The organism is Hyphomicrobium sp., from assembly GCF_003987855.1.
GTDB lineage: Bacteria > Pseudomonadota > Alphaproteobacteria > Rhizobiales > Hyphomicrobiaceae > Hyphomicrobium_B.
The window spans coordinates 339939-363500 of the sequence record NZ_RXIZ01000015.1 but is presented as its reverse complement, the minus strand read 5'-3'; the positions used below and the strand labels follow the sequence as shown (position 1 = coordinate 363500).

Below are 23562 nucleotides of genomic sequence, written 5' to 3'. Positions count from 1 at the left end.
AAGCCGCGGCGATGGAACATCGCGGCAGTTCGACTTTACCGAAGCTCGATGCGCAAGGTTCTTCGCGACAATCCCTTCGTTTTGGTCCTGGCGGCCGCCTGTGTCGGCGCGGCGAGCGGCACGATTGCTTCGCTAATGATCTTGGTGGCGGAGACGGCGCATTCGGTCCTCTTCCGACTTGCTCCGGGAGAGCGGCTCAGCTCCGTTATCGCCGTTCCATTTCCCCTGGCGGTTTTCACCGTCGCCCTAGGCGGCGTTCTCGTCGGGCTCACATACATCCATCAATCGCGGCTCAGGCACGTCATTGTCGATCCCATTGAGGCCAACGCGCTCTACGGCGGCCGCATGTCCATGCGTGACAGCGCGTTCGTTGCTCTCCAATCGCTACTGTCCAGTGGGTTCGGGTTGTCGCTCGGAATCGAAGGCGGCTTTACTCAAGCGGCAGGCGCTGTCGGGTCTAAGGTTGGGCAGCTTCTAAATCGCCGACGCCATGACGTTCGAATGCTTGTTGGAGCCGGCGCTGCTGGCGGGATCGCCGGGGCTTTTGCGGCCCCGTTCGCCGGTGCAGCTTACGGTTTCGAGTTGATCGTCGGCAGCTACACCGTTGCCACTCTATCGCCCGTCGTCGCGGCCGCTGTAGCTGGGCAGCTTGCGGCGCGGCTGTTGGTTGGGCACTCCTACCACATAACCCTCGCATCGAACGGGTATGGCAGCGACGGGTACGCCATCCTCGCGTTGGTGCTCGGAGTGGCGTGCGGTCTCCTCTCTGTTGGTTTGATGCGGGGTGTAACCTGGATCGAAAGGCTCTTCCGGCAAAGCGGAGTTGGCGACGTCTTTCGTCCGATCATCGGCGGATTGCTCGTAGGGGTGATTGCCTCCTTCGTCCCTCACCTGCTCGGTTCCGGCCACGACGCAATGGCGCTTCTCCTGCGCAACGGCTGGCCGTTGCCGATGCTCGCGATCGTGCTCGTTGGAAAAATTGTGGCATCTGCGCTGTCGCTAGGCGCAGGCTTTCGCGGCGGCCTGTTCTCGACATCGCTTTTTCTCGGCGCCACAACGGGTGCGATCGCTGGCACTATCGGCGTCTCAGCTGGATACGTCGCGTCTCCCGACGTCGCGATGATAAGCCTCGTGGGCATGGCGAGCTTCGGCGCCGCCGTCGTAGGCGCGCCGATGGCGATGGCTCTGCTCGCAATCGAGGTCAGCGGGGATCTGATGGTTGTCGAGCCCGTCCTGCTTGGTGTTCTCGCGGCCACGCTGACGGTGAGGCAAGTATTCGGCTATTCCTTCGCGACGTGGCGATTTCACCTCCGTGGCGAAGCCATTCTGGGAGGCGAGGACGTCGGCTGGGTTCGCCAAACGACCGCGAGCGATCTGATGCGGCGCGACCTCAACGCGGTTACCTTCTCCACGAAGCTCGCCGACTTTCGCACACGCTTTCCAGTCGGCTCTACAAAGTTTGTTGCGGTCACCGATGAAAGAGGCGCTTACGAGGGCTTGCTCGACGTCGCTGGCTTGCATTCGGAACTACTGGATGTCCCGCCCGACGCCACTCTGGAATATTGGAAGGCATCCCTCGAGCATCGAAACGATTGGGTGGTGGCATCGACGCGCTTCGACAAGCTCGTGCATCTGTTCGAACAGCGCGAAACCGAGCGGTTGATTATCGTCGACGGCGAAGTTTCGAAGCACGCGCTCGGTTACATCACGGAAGCGTTCGCGCTGCGGCGTTACCGGCAAGAGCTCGAAGCGCGTCAGCGAGAGATTTTCGGCAACTAGGCCGCGTCCTTACGCTGTCCGAGCATCCGTGATCGCGCGCGCCCGGATGGGCAAGGTGACACGAACTTGCAACACCTCGCACCGCAAGCGCGACCGATACCGTGCAATCGCGCACATTGGGGTTGTACTGACATGCCCCCAATGCAGTATCGCGGTGCCCGGTCGGAGAAGGGAGAACGTGCTCTGCCGGGACGGGGACCACCGAAAAGGGGACAACGCATGAGAAAATGGCTTTCGCTCATCGCGCTCTGCTGCGCGATGAGCATAGGATTTGGGATCTACTCGCCAGGGGCGCGCGCCGCTGCGCTGACCAGCAGCATTCTGGCGCTCAAGGGTGACCAGTCGAACCTCGTCGAAAAAACCCGGTATCGCTGCTGGTGGCAGGACGGCTATCGCCGCTGCGGCTATACGCGAGGCTGGCGGCATCGCCATTACTGGCGTCATCGCTATTGGCGGCACCGCTACTGGCGTCAGCGCCACTGGCGTCAGCAGTACTGGCGTGAGCACTACTCGCGCGAGGGCTATTACGACGACTCCGGGTACCATCCCTATCGCCGCCACTACTATTACAATTCCTATGCCCGGCCGTACTCCGCGTATCGCCGTGCGTACGGATACTGCATCGGTTTGTGCTGGTGGTGATCACGGCTGAGCCCGTCACGTAAGTGTCGCCGGAGCGTCACGCTCCGGCGCAATTTTTTCTACCGGGCGTCTTGCACGCGGTGTTACCAAATACGGAAATTCCAAGACATTTCATCAGCGTGCCTCCCACGTCCTCGGTCGGATTTCCGTGCATTCTCAATGCATCAGCGTAATCGGGGAGATCGATCGTCAGGCACTTGACGTGCGCCTTGTAGGGCCTTCCAATGCTGCGACGCGAAATTACGCGGCACGGGGAACTTTGGATGGTTTTCTTAAGGGGAATGTTCGTGTCTCGCATCGGCATGGCGGGCACACGACACTCGGGCAAGTTTGGCTTCGCTCTGGTTGCTGCCTTCGCAGCGTTTATCTCACTCTCGTCGAATGTGCGGGCTGCCGACGCGCCGTATGGCGGTTTCGGGCCAGAAGGTCCGCGTATGCGCGAACAACTCTGGATCCTCCCGAGTGGGGAACCTGGACGGTTTTTACGCGCGACAGTTTTCAGGCCCGATGCCGATCCTCGCGAGCCAAACAAGAAATTTCCGCTGGTCGTGATCAACCATGGGACGGATGAATCGACGCGACTGGCGGTGTCGATGCCCGTCTACTACTGGCTGTCTCGGTGGTTCGTAGAACGCGGCTACGCCGTGGTGCTGCCACAACGGCGTGGGCATGGCGCGACAGGCGGAACACTCTCGGAAGCGATCGGCACATGCGCCAATCCGGATCACTACGATTCCGGCAATATCGCCGCCGACGACATCACTGCAACCGTCAACTACATGACCGCTCAGCCGTTCATCGCCTCCAAGGGGGCGATCGTGGCGGGAATCTCGACCGGGGGGTGGGCATCCCTTGCCGTCGCAGCACGCAATCTTCCGCAGGTGCAGGCCATTGTGAATTTCGCCGGCGGCCGCGGTGGCCACGCTTATGGCCAGGCGAATGCAATTTGCGGTGAGGCCGATCTTTTGAAGGCGGCGCGTCGTTACGGCGACAAGGCTCGTGAGCCAACGATTTGGTTCTACGCTCAAAACGACAGTTATTTCGGACCCACGCTCGCGCAGAAACTCGCCGTCGCCTGGAGTGCTGGTGGCGCCAATGTTGAGGAGCACATTCTCCCGGCATACGGAAACGATGGCCACACGGTTGCCGATGATCGGCAGGGTTGGGATATTTGGGGCCCTAGTCTCGACCGGTTCCTGACGCGCGTTCGCGGTTCTGAAGTGGAGGTTGCAGCGGGGCATTCTGCGCCGTTATCTGCGCCTCTGGAGACCTCATCGATCGCCACGACCGGAGCAACGCGCTAAGAGCGTTTTTAGGCGCTTGACGCTCTTGGTCGCTCTTGCACCTATCGACAAGACGCTCCCCGCGATCTAGCGTATCGCTGTTTCGTGCCAGTAAACCGTCGCGACTTCCAACCGCGCGTAGGTGCTCCGATGTTCAGTCAGGCGCGGACGCAATTTTAAAGTCCGGTTAGACGAGGCCATGGCCGTTAGACCAAAAAGTGCGGTTCAGTCGGCTCTTTCAGTGGCGATGCGAGATTTCGGGCTCGGCTCTTCGACCGTACTGAAAATTGGTTTTCTCGCACCTCTCACCGGTCCTCTCAAAGCTTGGGCCGTGCCTGGGCTGAATGGCAGCCTTATCTGGATAGAGCGCATCAACGCGAGCGGCGGCCTGAAGGTCGGCGGGCGACGGTACATGCTCGAACTCGTCCAGTATGACACCATGTATGAGCCGGAGCGGGCGTTGCAAGGTGCGAAGTCTCTGATCGTCGATGCGGGCGTGAAGCTCGTCCTCATGATCGGCGGCAACGATATCACGAGTGATGTGCGAAGAATTTTCAAACAGCACCGCATGCTCGCCGCGACACTGCTTCCGAGCGATCTCTCACCGGACTCGCCAACGCTTGTCGCGCCCAGTGAAGTGCACCCGATCTATAACGTAACGGGCGTCGAGTGGCTTAAGCGCTCCGATCCCAGCATCAAGACGGCCGCTCTTTGCGCGCAACGCGACCTCCTCGGCTTGCCGTCGATTGCGACCTACAGAGCGGCCTTCGAGGCAGCAGGCATCGAACTTTTAGCTGAGCGACTATTCGAACCGGAGACAACCGATTTCGGCCCTATCGTCGATGAAATGATGGCTGGAAATCCAGATGTGCTCTGCTGGGACACGGCGTATGAACCGTTCGTGCACGCGTTGACTATCGAAGCGTTCAAGCGAGGCTATAAGGGCCGGCTTCTGTCGTGCACTTGCGACAACTATCCAGAACTGATCCGGCGCACGAGCCCGGAATTCATGGAAGGCTTCGTCTTCCAATTTCCCGATTTCGACGACCCGCGCCTCAACGAGGGGCATATCAACTTCGAAGATCCTCATGCCTTCTACGACGAGTTCTGCCGGCGCTTTCCAGGGACGTGGAGCGCGGTGTCATGGGAATACGCGTCGACGCTCGAGCTTTGGAAATCAGCCGTTCAGCGCGCGCGTACGTTCGAGCCCTTCTCCGTTCTTGCGGCCATGAAGGTCGGCGGTGTCGGGCCGCATGCGTTCGGGGAAGCGCGGTGGTGGGGGAAGGAACTCTTCGGCATTGATAACGCCCTTGTCGGCGATTGGCCCGTCGTCGCCATCGTGAACGGGCGCGCGCGTATCCAAGAGTTCGGTTCGATCGCCGATTGGTGGAGCAAACACCGGGCCATTCTCATCAAGCACCTACGCTCTCTGAATTTGATGTGGGACCAGCGCGAACATCTTGCTGCCTCCGCAGAGCCTGTCGAGCGGCTGACGGCTCAGGATTCGTAGATCATCTCTTCATGGGCATTCGCCATGTAGAGTTTTATAATCTCGACGGCGGTCTCCACGTTTCGCCTCTCGATGGTATCGTAAAGCGAGCGAAACAGCAGCTGAATGCTCTTGATCTTCGCCGGTGTCAGTGCCTGACGCCGCGCTGCTGCCCACTGGGGATGAGTTCGAACCCCGTGCAGAATTCCATACATCGCGGCAATGAGCGAATTGTGTGTACCACGCGCGATCGTCATCATGAACTCTTCTTCAAGCTCGGCGAATACATCCGACTCGGTCACGATCGCTTCGATGCGAACGAGCTGCGCGTGAAGATCGCTGATATCGCGCGTCGACATGTAGATCGTAGCTAGTCGCGTCATCTCGGGCGCCAGGATCGAACCGGCTATGTTCATCGCAAACGGCGACGCGGTTTCAGCAAGTTGATCTCCACTTAAAAAGGCCGCCGACTGCTGCGCCCCGGGCGCCGATGATCGCGCCTTCTTCCGGTAGGATACGAAAGTGCCGCTGCCAGGCCGGCGAGAGACGATTCCGTAGACTGAAAGGAACTCGAGCGCCTGTCGGATGGAGGCGCGGCTGTCTCCGAATGTCTCCGCCAGCTCCCGCTCAGCGGGAATGCGCGTGCCAAACGGAAACTCTCCTGATGCCACACGCGAGAAAAGACTCGTCGCAATTTCCTTCACCCGTGACGTCACCATGGGATGGCGGGAAACGTCGTCAATCCAAGGCGGGGCTTCAAAGTCGTACGTGTCGGACATCGTTCTGGCTCGTCTCGTGATGTGAAATGCGGTTGGAGGCGGCATCCGCCGATTGGTGCGGCCGTGCGAAGATGGGTACGGCGAGGAGCGCTGTCATCAAGGTGGCGCGCTCCAACTGCTCACACTCCGGCGATAAGGCCGTAAGCAGAGTGGCGGGACGACCTGCGATATCGGCAATTTTGGCGGCATAGATCTCACCGATCACCGATAGATCATTCACCGCCGCCGACGCGGAGAGCAGGCGCACTTCGGGTGAAGCCGGCCCGAAGGCATCGGAGAGCAACAGCGTCAGACCGCGCGCGCTATCCGGAAGAGAGCGTGATGTTTCCAGATGGCCCGTTATAAAAAGCCGGTTGAACCTAACGATGGCGAGGGCCGTTTCGGCGAGCTGGACGTATCGCTCTCGTCGAGCGGCGATCAACGGACCGGGAACTGTCGCTGCCAGATGAAAATGAAACGAGGAACTTGCGCCAGCCATAGGCACATCGAGTGTCGCGAGCGCATCAGTCGTGCGCCGCCACTCGTCCTCGGCCGCATCGAAAAATCGCATAGCCGCTTGATAGTGTCCCAGCAGCAAGCATGCTGCGGCAGCGTTCGACTTGCTGGCGGCGCCAACAGGATCGAACGCCGTCGTGCGGATCAGAATGTTTTCTGCGGCCAGCCAACGACGTGCCGCATCAGAGAATCTAAGGCCGGCTAAATGTTCGAAGCCGCAAAGAGTTGATTTGGTCCAATCCGCTGTTTTGTCAGCGAATTCGAATAGCGCGCAATTTTCCGAATTCATTCGCCGACTCCATTCCCGAAATCAAAATTGCGCGTTTCGAACCAAGAAGCAACCAGATTAGACCAATTCGGGCCAATGTAGTCTCGCACATGCGTGATGTGTGCTAAAGCTCAGTGATCCCAATAAAATAGCGATTTTGTGCCTGCGAAATAATCAAATCAGGTTTCTTTCTGGTGATTTTTTTGACTTGAAGGTAATTGACCGTTCCCTAACATGGGCCGCGTTGGGCGACTGCGGTAATATCTGGTCCGAATTGGTTTTTGGCGCAATTTCATTCGGTTGCACAAAGCCCGGGGCGGAGCCCGACGGTACTTCGCCGGCTCTTTCGACTTTGATCGCTTCGCAATTTAGAGGCGGTTGAAGCTCGGAAGTTGCTCGAATCTTTGTCACCGAACAGGCTCTTCGGGAGAGAACATGGCCACAGATATTGGAACGATAACTGCGGACGGGCCTGGTGCCTCGTCCGGTCAACTGGTCCGGGCGATCGATTGGAAGGGTGCTTTCTGGGTCGCAAGTGGCGTCCCTGCTCTCGTCCTCTTTTCGATCGGCGGCATCGCAGGCGTGGCGGGCAAAGTTGCCTTCCTTGTCTGGTTCATCTCGATGATCATGGGCTTCATTCAGTCCTTCACCTACGCCGAGATCGCGGGTCTCTTTCCGAACAAGTCGGGCGGCGCTTCGGTCTATGGGGCGGCGGCTTGGGTTCGCTACTCAAAACTGATCGCGCCACTTTCGGTGTGGTGTAACTGGTTTGCTTGGTCGCCAGTGCTCTCGCTCGGCTGCTCTATCGCCGCCGCTTACATCCTGAACGCTCTCGCTCCGATCCCGCCTGCCGATGCCCCGCAAGTCGCGGCCTGGATCAGCGCCCATGCCTCCTCGATCCCGGCCGACTCTCCGCGTATCGCCGAATGGTTGGCTGCAAACCAAGGTAAGACGGCCGCCGACGCGATGTCGGCTCTCCTGTCGACAGATGCAGTCTCGGCGCTCACGCCAGCAATCCGCAATTGGACCGCGCTTCACGGCACGCTCGGCCCCGTGTCGTTTTCCTTCAATGCCGCATTCTTCATTGGCGCGGTCCTCATGCTGATCACCTTTGCCATTCAGCACCGCGGTATTCTCGGTACGGCCAACGTGCAGAAGTATATCGGTCTGGCGGTGATCGTGCCGATGTTGATCGTCGGCGTCGTTCCAATCCTGACCGGACAGATCAACTGGTCGAACTTCACGCCGCTTGAACCTTTGAAAGCCGCTTATGCGCCCGACATGGGATCTTGGAATATCGCCGGCTGGACGCTGATCCTCGGTGCTATGTTCATCGCGGCTTGGTCGACCTACGGCTTCGAGACGGCCGTTTGCTACACGAGCGAGTTCCGTGATCCGGGCACCGATACGTTCAAGGCGATTTTCTACTCCGGTCTCCTCTGCCTCGTGCTCTTCACCCTCGTGCCGTTCACGTTCCAAGGCGTGCTGGGCTTGCAGGGCATGTTGGAACCGTCGATTGTCGATGGCTCGGGCGTCGCTGCGGCGATGGCCAACATGGTCGGGCACGGAAGTGCTTTAGTCACGAACCTCCTCGTCATGCTGATGATCCTCGCTCTTATGCTCTGCCTCATGACGGCAATGGCGGGATCGTCACGCACGCTCTACCAGGGGTCTCGTGACGGCTGGCTGCCGCGCTACCTCAGCCACGTGAACGAACACGGCGCGCCCACTCATGCGATGTGGACAGACCTCGTGATCAATCTGGCGGTGCTGGCGATTGCCTGCGCCGACGCCACGAGCTTCTTCTTCATCCTCGCCGTCTCGAACTGCGGCTACATCATTTTCAACTTCTTGAACCTCAACTCCGGTTGGTTGCATCGCATCGACAATGCCGATGTGCCGCGTCCGTGGCGTGCTCCGTCTTGGGTGCTCGGGCTCGGTGCGATCTTCGCTTTCGTGAACGCCGTGTTCATGGGCGCGGGCGCCAAGGTGTGGAACCCGTCGGCTCTCTGGGCCGGTTTGTTTACCGCCGCGTTGATCATCCCGGTTTTCTGCTTCCGCCATTACGTGCAGGATAAGGGCGTGTTTCCTGCTCACATGCTGGAAGACCTCGGGTTGCACGAAGCGGATTTCAAGAAAAAGAAAGCTGGCGCGCTGCCCTACATCGTGCTCGTCGCTGGCCTGCTCGTCGTTCTCGCATCCAACTGGTTCTTCCAGTTGCCTGCTTAAACGAACTAAGGACCGGAGCGACCCTCGTGCCGCTCCGGTCTTCCAGAGTTTTCCGCGGGCTTCCCCGTTGGGAGCCGTTCGGATCGAGGAGCACTTGATGACGCCTATCACGATCAAAAGCCGGCCGGTCTATCCTGGCCTTAGTCCCGACCTAAACGCCCGGATCAATCTCATCGTGTGCGACAAGGGCGGAGCCGCTGCTGTCTCCGAACTCTTCGCTCGCGCCGAGCCGCCATTTGCAAAGCGCTCGACGGTTTTCGTCGCCGATACGCTGAGCACTTCCGAGATGGAAACATTAAAGAAAGAGCTCGCGCCGGCCGCTTGTGAGTTCCTGCCGACCCTTTCCTCCGGTATCGGCCGCTTGCGTGAAGTGCTCAACGACGCCCCTATGGGCCTCCGCCTTTACGCAGCCGGAACCGAGCCGCTCATCGGCTCTGTCGTTCAGGCCGCCGCCGATTATGGCATCGATCACTTGTCGATCCGCACTGAGCATCGCGGCTCGCTGATGCGCCGCGTCCAATGCGTGCACTGCAAGGGCTTCATCGAAAATGTCACGACCAACCCGGTGACCTGCACGCATTGCGGGCTGACCCTCTTCGTCCGCGATCACTACTCGCGCCGCTTGGCGGCATTCCAGGGCGTCTGCATCGACGCCGAAATCCCTGGCGACGTGCCACCGACGGAGGCTATCTATCAATGAGCGGTTCACTTCTTCGCCGCGTTCGCGTTGCCGAGGTTGAGCAGGTCGCTGCCCGGATTAAGCGCTTTCGCTTCGTCGATATCGATAACGCGCCGCTTTCGGAATTTTCCGGCGGCTCGCACATTTCAGTCGTCATGCATTCCGGCGATCGGATGATGCGCAACCCCTATTCGCTCATGGGATCGCCGACGGATACATCGAGCTATCAGATCAGCGTCCTGCATTGCGGCAAGGATTCCCGCGGCGGTTCGCAGTTCATGCACGAAAACGTGGCTGTCGGCACGGAGCTCGAGATCAGTGAGCCCCTCAATCTCTTTCCGCCGGCGAAGCTTGCAAAGAAGCATGTGCTGCTCGCGGGCGGCATCGGCATCACGCCGTTCATGTCGATGATGAATGATCTTGACTCGCTTCGTTCGGATTTCGAGCTGCATTACGGAGTTCGTTCGCTCGAGGAAGGCGCTTACTGCAAATATCTCCAGTCGCGCTATGGCTCTCGCGTGAATATCTATCGTCAGGATCAGGGTCAGATGATCCCGCTCCAGACGATCCTCGGCGAACAGCGGCTTGGCTCGCACATGTACGTTTGTGGTCCCAAGCCAATGATCGATTGGGCACTACAGACTGCAGAGCTTCTCGGCTGGCCTGATGAAAACGTCCATTACGAGCAGTTCTCCGCGCCGCCGTCGGGAACTCCGTTTATCGTCAAGCTCGCCAAGACCGGGCGTGAAATCATGGTCAAAGGTCATCAGAGCATTCTCGAAGCTCTTGAGGAGAATGGCGTTGACGCGCCTTTCCTATGCCGCGGCGGCGCTTGCGGTCAATGCGAGACCGGTGTGATCGCGTGTGACGGCTACATCGAGCACAATGACCATTTTCTATCCGAAGCCGAACGCGTCAGCGGAAAGAAGATCATGATCTGCATGTCGCGCATTCAAACCGGGTCGATAACCCTCGACCTCTGACAACATCTTATAATTCGCATCTTGAGGAGACCCAGCCGTGGCGCTGATTTTCAAGGACGAGACGTTCCGGGACGATTTCACCTACACGAATAGCCCGGCGACGATCCGTAGATTCCCCTTCCCCTTCATCGAAGATCAGTACCGATACTCGGTCAACATCGAGCCGCATACGCCGGGTCCGAAGGGTTCGGTTTTAGAGTTCCCGTTTGACATCGACGAACACTACGTCTCGGAAATGCGCGACCGCGCTATGGTATTGCAGGACGATCCCGGTCGCTGCCAGGCTCTGCCGCATATGATGACGGCGCAGTGGGACATGCTCGAGCTCGTGATGGTTGCGCTGGCGCGTGATTATCCCGATCATTTCACGCTCCATCGCGACGGTGCGCACTGGCACTGGATCAACAAGCCTCTCAAGATCGACCAGAAGTTCGTCTTCGGCGAGGTGAACTCTCTGCCGTATGAGCCGATGGAGTACATCGGCCGCCAGGTTCAGGGCGACTTTTCGATCCAAGACCAACGCGACAATCAATTGTGGATGGACGCAGGCATCATCACCTCGCAAGCAGACTGGTCGCTCGACTTCGACGTGGGGATGAACTTCTTCGAATGGCACGCTCCGGTTCCGCTTGCCCATGAAGCTGGCGTTTTCGAGAGAGCTTTGAAGTTTCTTCTCAACCTGCAGATCGGTAAACCGGTTCGTCGGCTCAACTGGACGATGACTATAAATCCTCGTCTCGACACCTCACCTGAAAACTATCCGAAGTGGGGTACGGACCGCACCACGGTCACACCCGAGAATGTTGGCAAAAAGGTGCATCTGCGCGTCGAAATGCAGGGCCTTTTCCGCCTGCCGCGCTCCAACGCGATCCTGTTCTCGATCCGCGGATATCTCATGAGCCTCGAGCAAATCGTCACCGTGCCCAAATGGGGTCGCCGACTGCCGCGTGTGCTCAAGTCGTTGCCGCAGGAGCTCGTCGATTACAAGGGTCTCAGCCGCTATCGCCAAACCGCGATCGATTGGCTCGAGAAATATGACGACGGCGCACCGACTACGCCAGGCAATGGACCGGATTGATCGCGGTCAACTCAGAGCATCCACCCCACAACCAGTTCAGAAAAACAGCAAGAGGTAATGCCCAATGTCGCTAGCCCACCTGCCCCGGCAATCAATTCTGAATGATCGCCACCGGGCCAACGGCGCCGATCTCGACTCGGTCTCGTGGAACAACATGCCACTGCCGCAGACCTATAAAACGGATCCCTATTTCGAGACCGAAGCCGTGCGCAATCGCGCCGGACTGTTCGATGTCTCGTCTCTTCAGATCATCAACGTTTCGGGTCCCGATGCGCAGAAGCTTTTGAACTACATGTTGACCTCGGACATCTCGAAAGCGAAGCCGGGCGACTCCCACATCTCGAACATCGTCAACGAAAACGGTGGTCTGATCGACGACGTACTCGTCTACATCGACAGCCCGACAGAGTTCCGGCTTTCGCACGGCGCCGGCACGCTCGAAGAGGTTATCTTCAGCCTCGCGCCGAAATACGATGTGAAGGTCGAGAAGGACGACGACGTCCACATCTTGGCGCTGCAGGGACCTGCATCACTCGACATTCTGGCGCCGCATACGCCGATGAACCTCGCCGGCCTCGGCTATTTCAAACATGAGCCGACGACGCTTTTCGGAACGCCGATTCGCCTCGCGCGCGGCGGCTATTCTGCCGAGCGCGGCTATGAAGTCTTCTGCAAGGCCGCCGACGCGCACAAGATGTGGGATTCCATTCTTGAGGCTGGCAAGGACAAGGGGCTCATTCCCGTTTCATGGGCCTGTCTCGACATCGTTCGTGTCGAAGGCGGCCTTCTGTTCTTCCCCTACGAGATGCCGCACAAAGACACGACGCCGTGGGAGGTTCGCGCCGACTGGACCGTCGATTTGTCGAAGCCTGATTTCATCGGCAAGAAGGCGCTGGCGGAGAAGAAGGGCAAGGAGCGTTCCTTCGTCACCGGCCTGGAGGTCGATACTGACCGCGCGATTGAGCCGGGAGCAAAAATCACCGCGAATGGCAAGGAAGTCGGCGTCGTGACCAGCACGACCTACAGCAAATACCTGATGAAATCGTTGGCGATGGCGCAGGTCGATCCGGCTTTCACGAAGCTCGGCACCGAACTCGTTGTGCACGACAAGGGCGATTTCCCTGCCACGGTCGTGAGGATGCCCTTCTACGATCCGCTTCGTCTGCGCACGCATCCCCGCGAGGCGGCTTGATCCCATACTTCACTCTCAAGATCAGAACATAAATCATTGTCGGAAGGACAAGAGATGGCACAACGGATAGCGATCATTGGTGCAGGCCCGAGCGGCATGGCGGTTTTGCGCGCGTTCGAAAGCGCGCGCAAAAAAGGCGCCGAGATTCCTGAAATGGTCTGTTATGAGCGCCAGAAGGATTGCGGCGGCATCTGGAATTATACGTGGCGCACCGGAACGGACGAGTACGGCGAGCCCGTTCACGCGTCCATGTACCGATACCTCTGGTCTAACGGACCGAAGGAAGCGCTCGAATTCGCCGACTATTCTTTCGAAGAGCACTTTGGACGGCCCATCCCATCGTTCCCTCCGCGCGCCGTGCTGCACGACTACATCAAGGGCCGCATCGAGCGCAGTGGCATCCTGCACTACATCAAGCTCAACCACACGGTTCGGTGGGTGAGCTACGATGAAACGACGGAGAAATTTACGGTCTCCGTCAAAGATCTTGTGACGGATACGATTTCCTCGTCAGAATTCGATTATGTCTTCGCTGGCAGCGGCCACTTCTCAACGCCGAATATCCCGGAGTTCCCCGGCCTCACCAAGTTCCTCGGCCGCACACTGCACTCGCACGACTTCCGGTCGGCTGACGAGTTCGCCGGAAAGGACGTTCTCTGCGTCGGCGCCAGCTACTCGTCGGAAGACATCGGCATCCAGTGCTACAAGTACGGCGCCAAGTCGGTCACGTTCTCTTACCGCACGCGGCCGATGGGCTTCAAATGGCCGGCGCGGATGGATGAGCGCCCGCTGCTCGAACGCGTTGAAGGCAAGACCGCGTTCTTCCAGGACGGCACATCGAAGGACGTCGATGCCATCATCCTGTGCACGGGCTATCTGCATCATCACCCGTTCATGGAGGACTCGTTGCGCCTCAAGTCGCGCAACCGCCTCTATCCGCCGAACCTCTACAAAGGCATCTTCTGGATCGATAATCCGAAGCTGATGTACATCGGCATGCAGGATCAGTTCTACACCTTCAACATGTTCGATGCGCAAGCATGGTATGCCCGCGACGTCGTGCTCGGGCGCATCAAGCTGCCGTCGAAGGCCGCCATGATGGAAGACATTCACAAGTGGACCGTCATGGAAGAAGCCATTCCGGATGCGGAAGGCGCAATCGACTTCCAGACCGAATATATGCGCGATCTGCTCGCTCCGACCGACTATCCGCGCCTTGATGTCGACGCCGTCGCGAAGATGTTCAAGGAGTGGGAGCACCACAAGATGGAGGACATCCTCACCTACCGCGACCGCTCGCACAAATCGGTGCTGACGGGCACGCTGGCGCCTGTCCACCATACGCCGTGGATGCGGGCGCTCGATGACTCGATGGAAGCGTTCCTCAATCAGCCGGGCGCGAAGGTCGCCGCCGAGTAGGCGAAAACGAGAAGCAACGATCGATCGTGGGCTGACCGCACAGGTGCGGTCAGCCCCTCGATTGCTTTCAGCGAGACGAGGACACCATGAGCGACAATGTTCTGACGTCCCCCGCACGGCCGAAACTCTTCGTTCCGGGTCAATCTTCCCTTCTGCCTGGCGTCGAGCGTTACGTCCTGAAGGGCGGCGGCACGGCCGTGTACGAACTCGACAAAGGCGATTGGATGGAGATCAGTCCGCTGGAAGGTGGACAGACCGTCGAGATCGTTGCTTTTGCGCCTGGCGGCAAAAGTGACCTCGGCGCGATCGGTCTCAAAGGCAAGGGCAAGCCGACAGGGATACAGAAGGCGCTCGATGCCGACAGTGAGGACGCGCAGCGCGTTCGCTTCGGTCTCTTTCGTCGCGGCCTCGACCTCGGCCGCGTCAAGGCTGCGACAGTTCTGGGTGCAGATTCGGTTCCTGGAGACCTCGTGTCGCTGCAGGCGGAAAAGTCAGTCCTGCTCGTGCTCGGCGCGCCCGCGGAGCCGATGGTTGTATGGGACCAAACCCCCGCTACGGATGTTCTGGTCTTCATTCAGCGCGCAAATCCCAAGCTTCTCAACGAAGCGAAACTCCCCGATCCGATCGCGGAGCCCCGTCTCGACATTCGCATCAATATCGCGAGCGCGGAGAGCTTCGAGGTGCATGAGGGAGAATACATTCAGATCATCGACATTCAGGGCCGGCAATGCTCGGATTTCCTGGCATTCAATCGCAAGGAACTCGACAAGGGCAACGTCCTTGGACTTGACGCCACGACCACGCGAACGATGACGGGCATGGCTTATCCGAAGCCCGGTCTGTTCTCCAAGTTCTTCGACCGCGACCGCAATGCGTTGGTGGAAGTGGTGCAGGATACGGTTGGCCGGCACGACACGTTCAATCTCGCATGCACGACCCGCTATTACGAGGATATGGGCTACTTCGGTCATCCGAACTGCTCGGACAACTTCAACAATGCGCTGAAGGACTATCCGATAGGCAGCTACAAAGGCTGGCCCGCGATCAACTTCTTCTTCAACACGAACGTCGACTGCCACAACAACATCTGGTCCGACGAACCGTGGTCGCGTCCAGGCGACTACGTGATGATGCGTGCCTTGACGGATCTCGTTTGCGGCACCTCTTCCTGCCCGGCCGACATCGATGCGTCGAACGGCTGGAACCTCACGGAGATACACGTTCGGGTTTACCCCAAAGACACCCCGTTTAAGCGCTCGATCGGATACAGAATGGCACCGGATGCACCAATGCAGCTGACAAGAGAATCGGGATTTCACCCGCGCACGTCAGCCCTCACCCGCAACTTCGGCGACTATCGCGGTTTCTGGGTTCCTCATTGCTACGCCAACGCGGGCGCCATCGAGGAATACTGGGCCTGCCGCGAACGCGCAGTCATCATGGACCTTTCGCCTCTGCGCAAGATGGAAGTGCTCGGGCCAGATGCCGAACAGTTCCTCAACGGCATCATCACGCGCGACGTGCGCAAGCTGTCGGTCGGGCAGATCTACTATACGCCGATGTGCTATGAGCACGGCGGCATGGTCGATGACGGGACGCTCTTCCGATTGGGAGAAAACAACTTCCGTTGGATCGGGGGCGATGACGCGAGCCTGATCTGGCTGAAGGAGCAACTCGCCAAGACAAACTTCAACGTTCATCTCAAGACAGCGACGTCGGAGATCAACAACGTTGCTGTTCAGGGGCCGAAGTCCCGCGAGATCCTCGCCTCCATCGTCGAGACACCTCCGGGTCGTCCGACAATGCAGGAACTGGGCGTCTTCCGCTTCACGGTCGGACGCATCGGCGGGGTTTCGGGGATACCGGTGATGGTTTCGCGGACGGGTTACACGGGCGAGCTTGGCTATGAGGTCTTCTGCCATCCCAAGGATGCGCCTGCCGTTTGGGATGCGATCATGACGGCGGGAGCACCTTTCAAGATCCAACCTTTCGGCTTCGATGCGCTGGATATGGTTCGCATCGAAGCGGGGCTCGTATTCGGCGGTCATGACTTCGATTCAACGACCGACCCCCTTGAGGCCGGAATCAGCTTCACGGTGCCTTCCAAGAAGGAAGAGGACTATATCGGCAAGGCTGCTATCGAGAACCGGCGCGCGCACCCGCTGAGGAAGCTCGTTGGTCTCGAAATCGAAGGCAACGAAAAGCCGTCGCATGGCGATCCCGTTTACATCGGGCGCGCGCAGGTCGGCATCGTCACGAGCGCCATGCGTTCGCCGCTGCTCAAGAAGACTCTTGCATTTGCACGGGTGGAAGCAGTCCACGCGGAGAATGGGACCGCCCTTGAAATCGGCCGTCTCGACGGCATGCAAAAGCGTTTCAAGGCGACGGTCGTGCCATTCCCGTTCTACGACCCGAAGAAAGAGCGCGTCCGCATGTAAGTTCGCACATAGCACGCATGCAAACGCGGCCGGGGAGCCAATCCGGCCGCGTTTTTATTTCGGCTGTGTGTTGCATCGCGTACCTCCTGAGGGTAAACGCGCCGACAAGCGCAGCCGCCTAGGAGACGCAAGATGTTCAGAGCCATTCTCCTTGAAAGAAGCAGCGAGCGGTCAGGACCGCGACTAGCAAAGCTAGAAAAGTCGGATCTACCCGAAGGCGATGTCACTGTTCGCGTGAGCCATTCCACGCTCAATTACAAAGATGGTCTTGCCTTTACGGGCAAAGTGCCGGTCGTGCGATCCTATCCCATGGTTCCGGGGATCGACTTTGCGGGCGTTGTCGAAGAGAGCTCAAACCCACGTTTCAAGGTTGGCGACCACGTCATCCTCAATGGCTTCGGCGTCGGAGAAGATCATTGGGGTGGCTTGGCCGAGTATGCACGCGTCAAAGGCGACTGGCTGATACCGCTTCCGAAGGGGATGAGCGCTGCACACGCTATGGCGCTCGGCACAGCAGGCTATACGGCCATGCTTTGCGTGATGGCGCTGGAAAAGCAGGGCGTCACTCCCGATAAGGGCGAAGTGATCGTCACCGGCGCGGGAGGCGGTGTCGGCGGCATTGCCGTGCTTCTTCTATCGCGTTTGGGCTACGACGTCGCCGCATCCACCGGCAGGCCGGAAGAAGCAGATTACCTAAAGGGCCTCGGCGCCAAGACGATCATCGAGCGCAAAGAACTCTCAGAAGCGGGGCGGCCCTTGCAGAAGGCACGATGGGCTGGCGCGGTGGATAGCGTTGGTAGTCATACGCTCGCTAATGTCTGCGCCCAGATGAAGGACGACGGCGTCGTCACCGCATGCGGTTTGGCACAGGGATTGGACTTTCCGGCGAGCGTCGCCCCCTTTATTCTGCGCGGCGTTATTCTCGTCGGCATCAATTCCGTCTACCGCTCACTGGCCGATCGGACCGAAGCGTGGAAGCGACTGGCAAGCGAAATCGATTTCAACAAGGTCGATGGCATGACCCGCACCATCCCGCTTTCGGATGCCATCGATGCCGCGCGCGATCTGATCGATGGAAAGATTCGCGGTCGCGTGATCGTCGACGTCTCAAAGTAATTCAAGCAAGGATCGACGATGCCGTTTCTAAGATTTGACCTCATCAAAGGGCGCACCGACGATGAACTCGCGGCTCTACTCGATGCCGCGCACGACGCCATGCTCGAAGCGTTCAAGGTGCCGGTTCGTGACCGCTATCAAATCGTGCACGAGCATGAGCCGAGCCGTGTTCGTATCGAAGACACCGGTCTTGGAATTCCGCGCACCAACAACGTGGTCCTCGTGCAAGTGACGACACGCCCGCGAACAACGGAAGAGAAGACGGTGTTCTACAAGCTTCTTACAAAAGCCCTGTTCGAAAAGTGCGGGATCTCTCCGAGCGACGTGATGGTGAACTTCGTCACGAATACGGACGCGGATTGGTCTTTCGGCAATGGCGAGGCGCAGTTCTTGACTGGCAAGCTCGGCGGCAAATCGGATTGAGGAACTAAAGTGCATCTTACACACGATCCGAATGCTTCGGCCGCTCCAGCCATCACTTTTGACCAGTTCCTGATGGTCGATATCCGCATCGGCACCATCCTGGCCGCGGAACCTTACCCTGAAGCGCGTAAACCGGCGTTCAAACTCACGATTGATTTCGGCGACGGCGTCGGCGTCAAACAGTCAAGCGCGCAGATCACACGACATTACACGTGCGAAGAACTCGTTGGTCGACAGGTCGCGGCTGTGGTGAATTTTCCGCCGCGTCAGATCGGCAAGTTCATGTCGGAAGTACTTACGCTTGGCTTCCCTGACGCCGCCGGCGAGGTCGTACTGTTTACGCCAGACCTAAAAGTGCCTAACGGCGCACGCCTGTTCTGAAATTCCGCATGCCGTTCCAGGTCAGCTGAGCGACGTTCAAAACTTTTCAAACACATTTAACATGCGGCTGTCACCGAGGTGACAGCCTCGGGGCGCGTTTTTCTCTCTAAATGAGCAAGGAGAGGCGCGCCTGTGATATGGTGCCATGACGTGTCTGAGACTCCGAGGCCGGGAGCCGTGAGATGCTGCGATCTTCATTGACACCTTTAGCGTTTGCGTTGTCCGCCACCATGGCGGCCAATTTGTACGGACCTGCGTTCGCGGCATCCGGTGACCGGATCGGCGATGCAGTGGTTATCACCAACATCGTCATGGCGGACTTCGCAAAGGAAGAGCGCCGGCTCTCGCGCGGAGACAACGTCCGTCAAGATGAGATCATCGAAGTCAACACCGACGCGCAAGGCGAGTTCAAGCTCGATGATGACACCAAGCTCGCGCTCGGACCGGGCTCTCGCCTCGTACTCGACAAATTCGTCTACGACAGCGACAAGAAGACAGGCTCAATCGTCATGGAGATGGCGAAAGGCGCGTTCCGGTTCATTACCGGCGTCGCAAGCAAGCCCACCTACGTCATCAACACGCCGAACGCCTCGATCACCGTGCGCGGCACAATCTTCGATACTTACGTGCTGCCGGATAAGTCCGTCTGGGTGTTACTGCACGAAGGCGCGATCGAGGCCACAGGAAAGAGGAATGTGTGCCGCGTTCTCGACCGCCCCGGTCAGATGATGCACATTGCTGCCGATGGCACGGTCACGGGCCCGTTCAACTGGGCGAAGCTTCCCGACAACAATGCGGTTGGTTTCGATACGGCATTTCCGTTCGTAATAAACTCGCCGACGATCGATCCCAATCCGCAGTTGACGCGCTCGCAGATCATCGAAGCCAATCTTGCTGACGAGCCCGCGCAGAAATGCATCAATCCGCACCCGCAGATCATTCCCGGCCCGCCCGTGAAAACGAGGAAGGCTCAGGCGCCGCAAAAGACGCCACCGAAAAAGAAGATCGCGACGCGCAGGCCGAAGGGGGATGGCGGTTATGGCGATGATTGCCCGGGTTGCATGACCGGCATCGGCATTGCCATCGGCGCCGGTATGGGCGGGTTCGGCGGTCACCGAGGCGGATATGGCGATGGGGGCAATCGAGGTCGTTGACCATTCAAGCGGTTGCTGACACTTTTGCGGCTGTCTCGCGATAATAGTCGGCCATGCCGGGTGAACAGAACTGCAGACAATCGCTGAGCATTCGCTCGATCGCATCGGCATTGCCTTCGGAGATGGCGATTAGGAAGCCGGCGTGCGCGGCTTCCCAGCGCCGGAAGCTTTCGGTGTTGGCGAAGGCTTCGTCACCGAGTAATGCAAACACCATCTCGGGACGATCTTTGCCGCGCGGCGTCACTGCGCCAAGCTCGAGCATAGCAAGTTGCGGAGCCTCCGCCGCCGTACGCTCTCCGACGATAATGCTTACCGCGTAAGCTTTCGTCGCTTCCTCGAAGCGTGCCGCAACGTTGACGACGTCGCCGAGCACCGAATAATCAAACCGCTGCGGGGAGCCGACATTGCCCACGACGCATTCGCCAGTATTCAAGCCGATGCCGATGCGAATTGGCGAAAACGGCTTGCCCCCCGCAGATGCGTCTTTTTCAAGCTCCGCGTTTAGCCGGCCGAGTGCGTCCAGCATACCGAGTGCGGCGTTGCAGGCGTTAAGAGCATGCGCAGGATCAGCAACGGGCGCGTTCCAGAACGCCATGACGGCGTCCCCCATGAACTTGTCGATCGTTCCTCTGTGCTTGAGGATCTCTTCGGTCAGCGGTGTGAAGAGGCGATTGACGAAGCGGATCAGTTCATCCGCACGCATGCCCTCCGATATTTTCGAAAATCCGCGAACGTCGGCGAACAGCAGAGTAACTTCGCGCGTTTCGCCGCCCAGCTTCAGTTTATCTCCGCTGCGCGCAAGCTCCTCCACCAGAGGCGCGGCGAGGTAGTGCCCGAAAGCCGAGCGGATCTGCGCGCGCTGAAATTCCGACTTCAAATAGCTGGTCAGCGACACCGTCAGGTACAGCGCCGCGATCGCCAAGGAAGGATAGATAGGATCCAGCAATAAACCGTATTGACGGTAGGCAAGCCAAGACAGGGTGACGATCGTCGCGATAGCCCCAATGCCTACTGCCGCCGCAACGAGCGCGCCGGACCGGCCGGCGAGCCACGCGACCAAGCCACCGGCGAGAACCAGGAATGCAATCTCGGCGCCGGTGGCGTACGCAGGGCGAACAAGATGATCGCCAGAGAGAATTTGCTCCAGCGCCTGCGCGTGGATTTCGACGCCGGGAACCGCAGCCTCAAGCGGCGTTGCTCTCAGGTCGAGAAGCCCGGTGGCGGTCGCGCCAATGATGACGTGCCGGCCCTTCAAGTCGGCGGTGTTGAAAGTGCCGTTGAGCACGCTCAACGCCGAAATGGTGCGTCGCGCATCCTCCGGCGCGAACTTGAGCCAGAGCTCGCCGCGTCCATCGGTCGGAAAGATGGTGTCACCGACACGGAGAGTTTCTATTCCTGTTTTTTGGCCGAAGGCGGTGAGGCCACTCGCGCCCGAGGATTTTACAAATATCGTCGACTGTCGGGTCCCCACTCGAAATGCTTCGAGCGCAAGCGAGGGGTAGAGTATGCCGCGGATCGAGACGAGAAGCGGAATTCGGCGGACGATTTGATCGCTCGAAGGCAACCAATTCACGGCTCCAATGCCATGTGCCGCTTGGGTCAAAAGCGGTAGCGTTTCCACGCCGCCGGGGAATGCATGAACGAACACCGAGGGATTGTCGCCGGCAAAGGCAATGGATCCTGGATAAGCAGAAATAGCACGGCCGGAACTCGAGTTGCCTGCAATACCGAGCACCACCGGTGCCCGAGCGATCGCCTTTGCGAGCACAGCATCGTTTGCGGGTAGCTGCTTCAGTTCCTCAAGCAGCGGACCGCGTTGCAGGTCTGTCGCCAGCGAGCGTGCGAGTTCATCGGGGGAAAGCCGGTCGGCCTCGGCCAAGACCATATCGAACGTTATGGAGGCGACGCCGGCCGCAGCGAGTTTGCTTACGATCTCCGCGAGGCGTGTTCGAGGCCATGGCCACTGGCCCACTGAGGCGAGGCCAGCTTCGTCGATCGCGATAATTCGTACCGGAAACGAAGGATCGGCGGCACGCGGCGCCATTCGGTTGAAGGAGTCAAAAACAGACAAACGAAGGCGAGCCACCGGCTCTGGATCGACAATCCGAAGAGCCACACAAGCGGCGAGAACCGAGGCTGCCAGCACGAGGGCGATCGGTTGCCGTGTCCTTCCGAGGCTCATCCAAAGGAGGCTCCGCCATCCGCGTTAACCGATAGTGCCGATCTTATAGGCAGTGGCTTCTTGGGCTCGCGGGCTGCAAATCGTGCGGCATAGTACTCCACATAATCCATTCCACGCGCAGAAACTTTTCGGTCTGCCGCCGGTTTTTTCGCCCGTCGCCGTTTGCAGAGGATACGTGAGCTCGCCTAAGCCAAGCGGGTGACTGAACGTTCACTTTTTAGGCTTGCTCGCGCCAAGTTTCTGCATAGTCTTAAAACTATCACAAATCAGGCAATTGCCGTCAGTTGAGGGAATGGGGCGAATTGGAAATTCAGATATCGGCCCTGAGCAGGCGTCTTGGAATTCAATCGGGTTTTATAACTGCGTTGTTCGCCGCCATGCTCATTGGAACGCCCGAAGCGGCCCGAGCCGAGGTCGGATCAGAAGAGCCCCACATCGACTCTCTTGGCTCGCCCGAAGATCCTCGTGACATACCAGACAGCGATTTCCCATACGAACCGCGCAAAATCGCCGACAAGCTTGAAAGCCCATGGTCGATGGCTTTCCTGCCAGACGGGCGGATCCTGGTGACCGAGCGGCCGGGCCGCCTGCGAATCGTCGAAGGCGATCAATTGGTGCCGGCGGCCATTCGGGGTGTGCCGACGGTGCTTTGCTGCAGTCATTCCGGATTGCTCGATGTCCTGGTCGACCCCGACTTCTCACGCAATCATCGAATCTTCCTCAGTTACATGCACGGTACGCCGGAGGCCGGCACGATTCGTATTTCGAGCGCCGTCCTCCAGGGCAACGAACTTATCGACAAGCGAGTAATCTTCGAAAGCCGGCCGGCGGCGCCTGGCCTTGATCAAATCGGGGGGCGGATCGCCTTTGGTCCTGATCGGATGCTCTATTTGACGATTGGCGATCGGTTTCAGATGGAGCGCGCCCAGAACCTTCTGGATGACGGCGGCAAAATCATTCGCATCAATACCGACGGTTCAATACCCGACGACAATCCTTTTGTCGGCCGCAGTGATGCGCTGCCCGAGATCTACAGCTACGGTCATCGCAATCCGCAGGGTTTGATCGGCAACGTCGGCGATGGACAGCTTTGGTCGATCGAACAAGGACCCAAGGGCGGCGACGAACTCAATCTCGTCAAGGCCGGCGCCAACTACGGCTGGCCTCTCGTAACCTATGGCACCAACTACGACGGTACGATCATCTCCGATCGCACGTCGGCGCCAGGTCTCGTTGATCCCATCTACTACTGGGTTCCGTCCTTGGCGACGGCGAACCTTGTTTCTTACTACGGAAACATCATGCCCGACGATTGGCGGGGCGATTTTCTCGTCGGCGGTCTTGCGGGTGAGTGCCTCATTCGCCTCCGCATGGATTCGGGGCGCGTGGTTAAGGAGGAGCGATACCTCCATCATAAGATCGGGCGCATTCGAGATGTCGCCGTTGGCGCCGACGGATACATCTACTTGCTGCAGGACAACAGTGAGGCCGCGCTCTATCGGCTCGAGCCGCTCAATGACCTCGTTGCCCGCGCCAAACCGCTCCAGTAGCCC

19 protein-coding genes are annotated in these 23562 nt (G+C 59.0%); 16 read left to right on the top strand and 3 right to left on the bottom strand.

The genetic code is table 11. From position 1 onward, the window contains the following. Positions 1-48 precede the first annotated feature (48 nt). The 4 genes from EKK30_RS14650 (at position 49) to EKK30_RS14635 (ending at position 5214) form a co-directional block, all read left to right on the top strand. Positions 49-1779 (top strand): chloride channel protein, encoded by a 1731-nt coding sequence (locus tag EKK30_RS14650; protein ID WP_290986227.1) that lies wholly within the window; start codon positions 49-51, stop codon positions 1777-1779. A 219-nt stretch (positions 1780-1998) separates the two neighbouring features. Further along, complete coding sequence (locus EKK30_RS14645) at positions 1999-2421, top strand: hypothetical protein (protein WP_290986226.1); 423 nt, start codon at positions 1999-2001, stop codon at positions 2419-2421. A 281-nt stretch (positions 2422-2702) separates the two neighbouring features. Then, positions 2703-3725, top strand: a complete 1023-nt coding sequence (locus EKK30_RS14640) for a CocE/NonD family hydrolase (RefSeq protein WP_290986532.1) — start codon at positions 2703-2705, stop codon at positions 3723-3725. Positions 3726-3903: 178 nt separating this feature from the next. Beyond that, positions 3904-5214, top strand: coding sequence for an ABC transporter substrate-binding protein (locus tag EKK30_RS14635; RefSeq protein WP_290986222.1), 1311 nt, complete (start codon positions 3904-3906; stop codon positions 5212-5214). Here the strand turns inward: EKK30_RS14635 and EKK30_RS14630 are convergent. Both EKK30_RS14630 and EKK30_RS14625 read right to left on the bottom strand, forming a co-directional pair. Next, positions 5202-5972: a GntR family transcriptional regulator gene (locus tag EKK30_RS14630; RefSeq protein ID WP_290986221.1), complete on the bottom strand. Its 771-nt coding sequence runs from the start codon at positions 5970-5972 to the stop codon at positions 5202-5204. The two genes, EKK30_RS14635 and EKK30_RS14630, sit on opposite strands and share 13 nt — an antisense overlap. Next, positions 5950-6756, bottom strand: a complete 807-nt coding sequence (locus EKK30_RS14625) for a hypothetical protein (protein ID WP_290986220.1) — start codon at positions 6754-6756, stop codon at positions 5950-5952. Before EKK30_RS14625 ends, EKK30_RS14630 begins: the two co-directional genes overlap by 23 nt. 414 nt (positions 6757-7170) lie before the next feature. Here EKK30_RS14625 and EKK30_RS14620 point away from each other — a divergent pair, with 414 nt between their 5' ends. The 11 genes from EKK30_RS14620 to EKK30_RS14570 all read left to right on the top strand — a co-directional run bounded on the left by EKK30_RS14620 (position 7171) and on the right by EKK30_RS14570 (position 19827). After that, a complete protein-coding gene (locus EKK30_RS14620) occupies positions 7171-8964 on the top strand; it encodes an APC family permease (protein WP_290986218.1) in 1794 nt (597 codons plus the stop codon). A gap of 97 nt (positions 8965-9061) precedes the next feature. Continuing rightward, positions 9062-9664: a dimethylamine monooxygenase subunit DmmA family protein gene (locus EKK30_RS14615; RefSeq protein ID WP_290986217.1), complete on the top strand. Its 603-nt coding sequence runs from the start codon at positions 9062-9064 to the stop codon at positions 9662-9664. Next, on the top strand, positions 9661-10626 hold the full coding sequence (locus tag EKK30_RS14610; RefSeq protein ID WP_290986216.1) for a PDR/VanB family oxidoreductase: 966 nt from the start codon (positions 9661-9663) through the stop codon (positions 10624-10626). Before EKK30_RS14615 ends, EKK30_RS14610 begins: the two co-directional genes overlap by 4 nt. Positions 10627-10663: 37 nt before the next feature. Then, entirely contained in the window at positions 10664-11704 is a 1041-nt protein-coding gene (locus tag EKK30_RS14605; protein WP_290986215.1) for a DUF3445 domain-containing protein, read from the top strand. Between the two features lie 64 nt (positions 11705-11768). Then, on the top strand, positions 11769-12896 hold the full coding sequence (locus tag EKK30_RS14600) for an aminomethyltransferase family protein (RefSeq protein WP_290986214.1): 1128 nt from the start codon (positions 11769-11771) through the stop codon (positions 12894-12896). A 54-nt stretch (positions 12897-12950) separates the two neighbouring features. Next, complete coding sequence (locus EKK30_RS14595) at positions 12951-14315, top strand: NAD(P)/FAD-dependent oxidoreductase (RefSeq protein ID WP_290986213.1); 1365 nt, start codon at positions 12951-12953, stop codon at positions 14313-14315. A gap of 86 nt (positions 14316-14401) precedes the next feature. Next, positions 14402-16753 carry a DUF1989 domain-containing protein gene (locus EKK30_RS14590; RefSeq protein ID WP_290986212.1) on the top strand — a complete coding sequence of 784 codons (2352 nt, stop codon included), beginning with the start codon at positions 14402-14404 and terminating at the stop codon, positions 16751-16753. Between the two features lie 132 nt (positions 16754-16885). Next, the gene (locus tag EKK30_RS14585) at positions 16886-17869 is read left to right on the top strand and encodes an MDR family oxidoreductase (RefSeq protein WP_290986211.1); all 984 of its coding nucleotides are present in this window, start codon (positions 16886-16888) and stop codon (positions 17867-17869) included. A gap of 18 nt (positions 17870-17887) precedes the next feature. Next, a complete protein-coding gene (locus EKK30_RS14580; RefSeq protein WP_290986210.1) occupies positions 17888-18292 on the top strand; it encodes a tautomerase family protein in 405 nt (134 codons plus the stop codon). 9 nt (positions 18293-18301) lie between these two features. After that, positions 18302-18673 (top strand): tRNA-binding protein, encoded by a 372-nt coding sequence (locus EKK30_RS14575; RefSeq protein ID WP_290986209.1) that lies wholly within the window; start codon positions 18302-18304, stop codon positions 18671-18673. 182 nt (positions 18674-18855) lie between these two features. Then, entirely contained in the window at positions 18856-19827 is a 972-nt protein-coding gene (locus EKK30_RS14570; protein ID WP_290986208.1) for a FecR domain-containing protein, read from the top strand. A 4-nt stretch (positions 19828-19831) separates the two neighbouring features. Here the strand turns inward: EKK30_RS14570 and EKK30_RS14565 are convergent, their stop codons facing one another. Next, on the bottom strand, positions 19832-22009 hold the full coding sequence (locus tag EKK30_RS14565; protein ID WP_290986207.1) for a CHASE2 domain-containing protein: 2178 nt from the start codon (positions 22007-22009) through the stop codon (positions 19832-19834). A 302-nt stretch (positions 22010-22311) separates the two neighbouring features. Between EKK30_RS14565 and EKK30_RS14560 the strand changes: the two genes are divergently transcribed. Beyond that, positions 22312-23559 carry a PQQ-dependent sugar dehydrogenase gene (locus EKK30_RS14560; RefSeq protein WP_290986205.1) on the top strand — a complete coding sequence of 416 codons (1248 nt, stop codon included), beginning with the start codon at positions 22312-22314 and terminating at the stop codon, positions 23557-23559. Positions 23560-23562 lie beyond the last annotated feature (3 nt).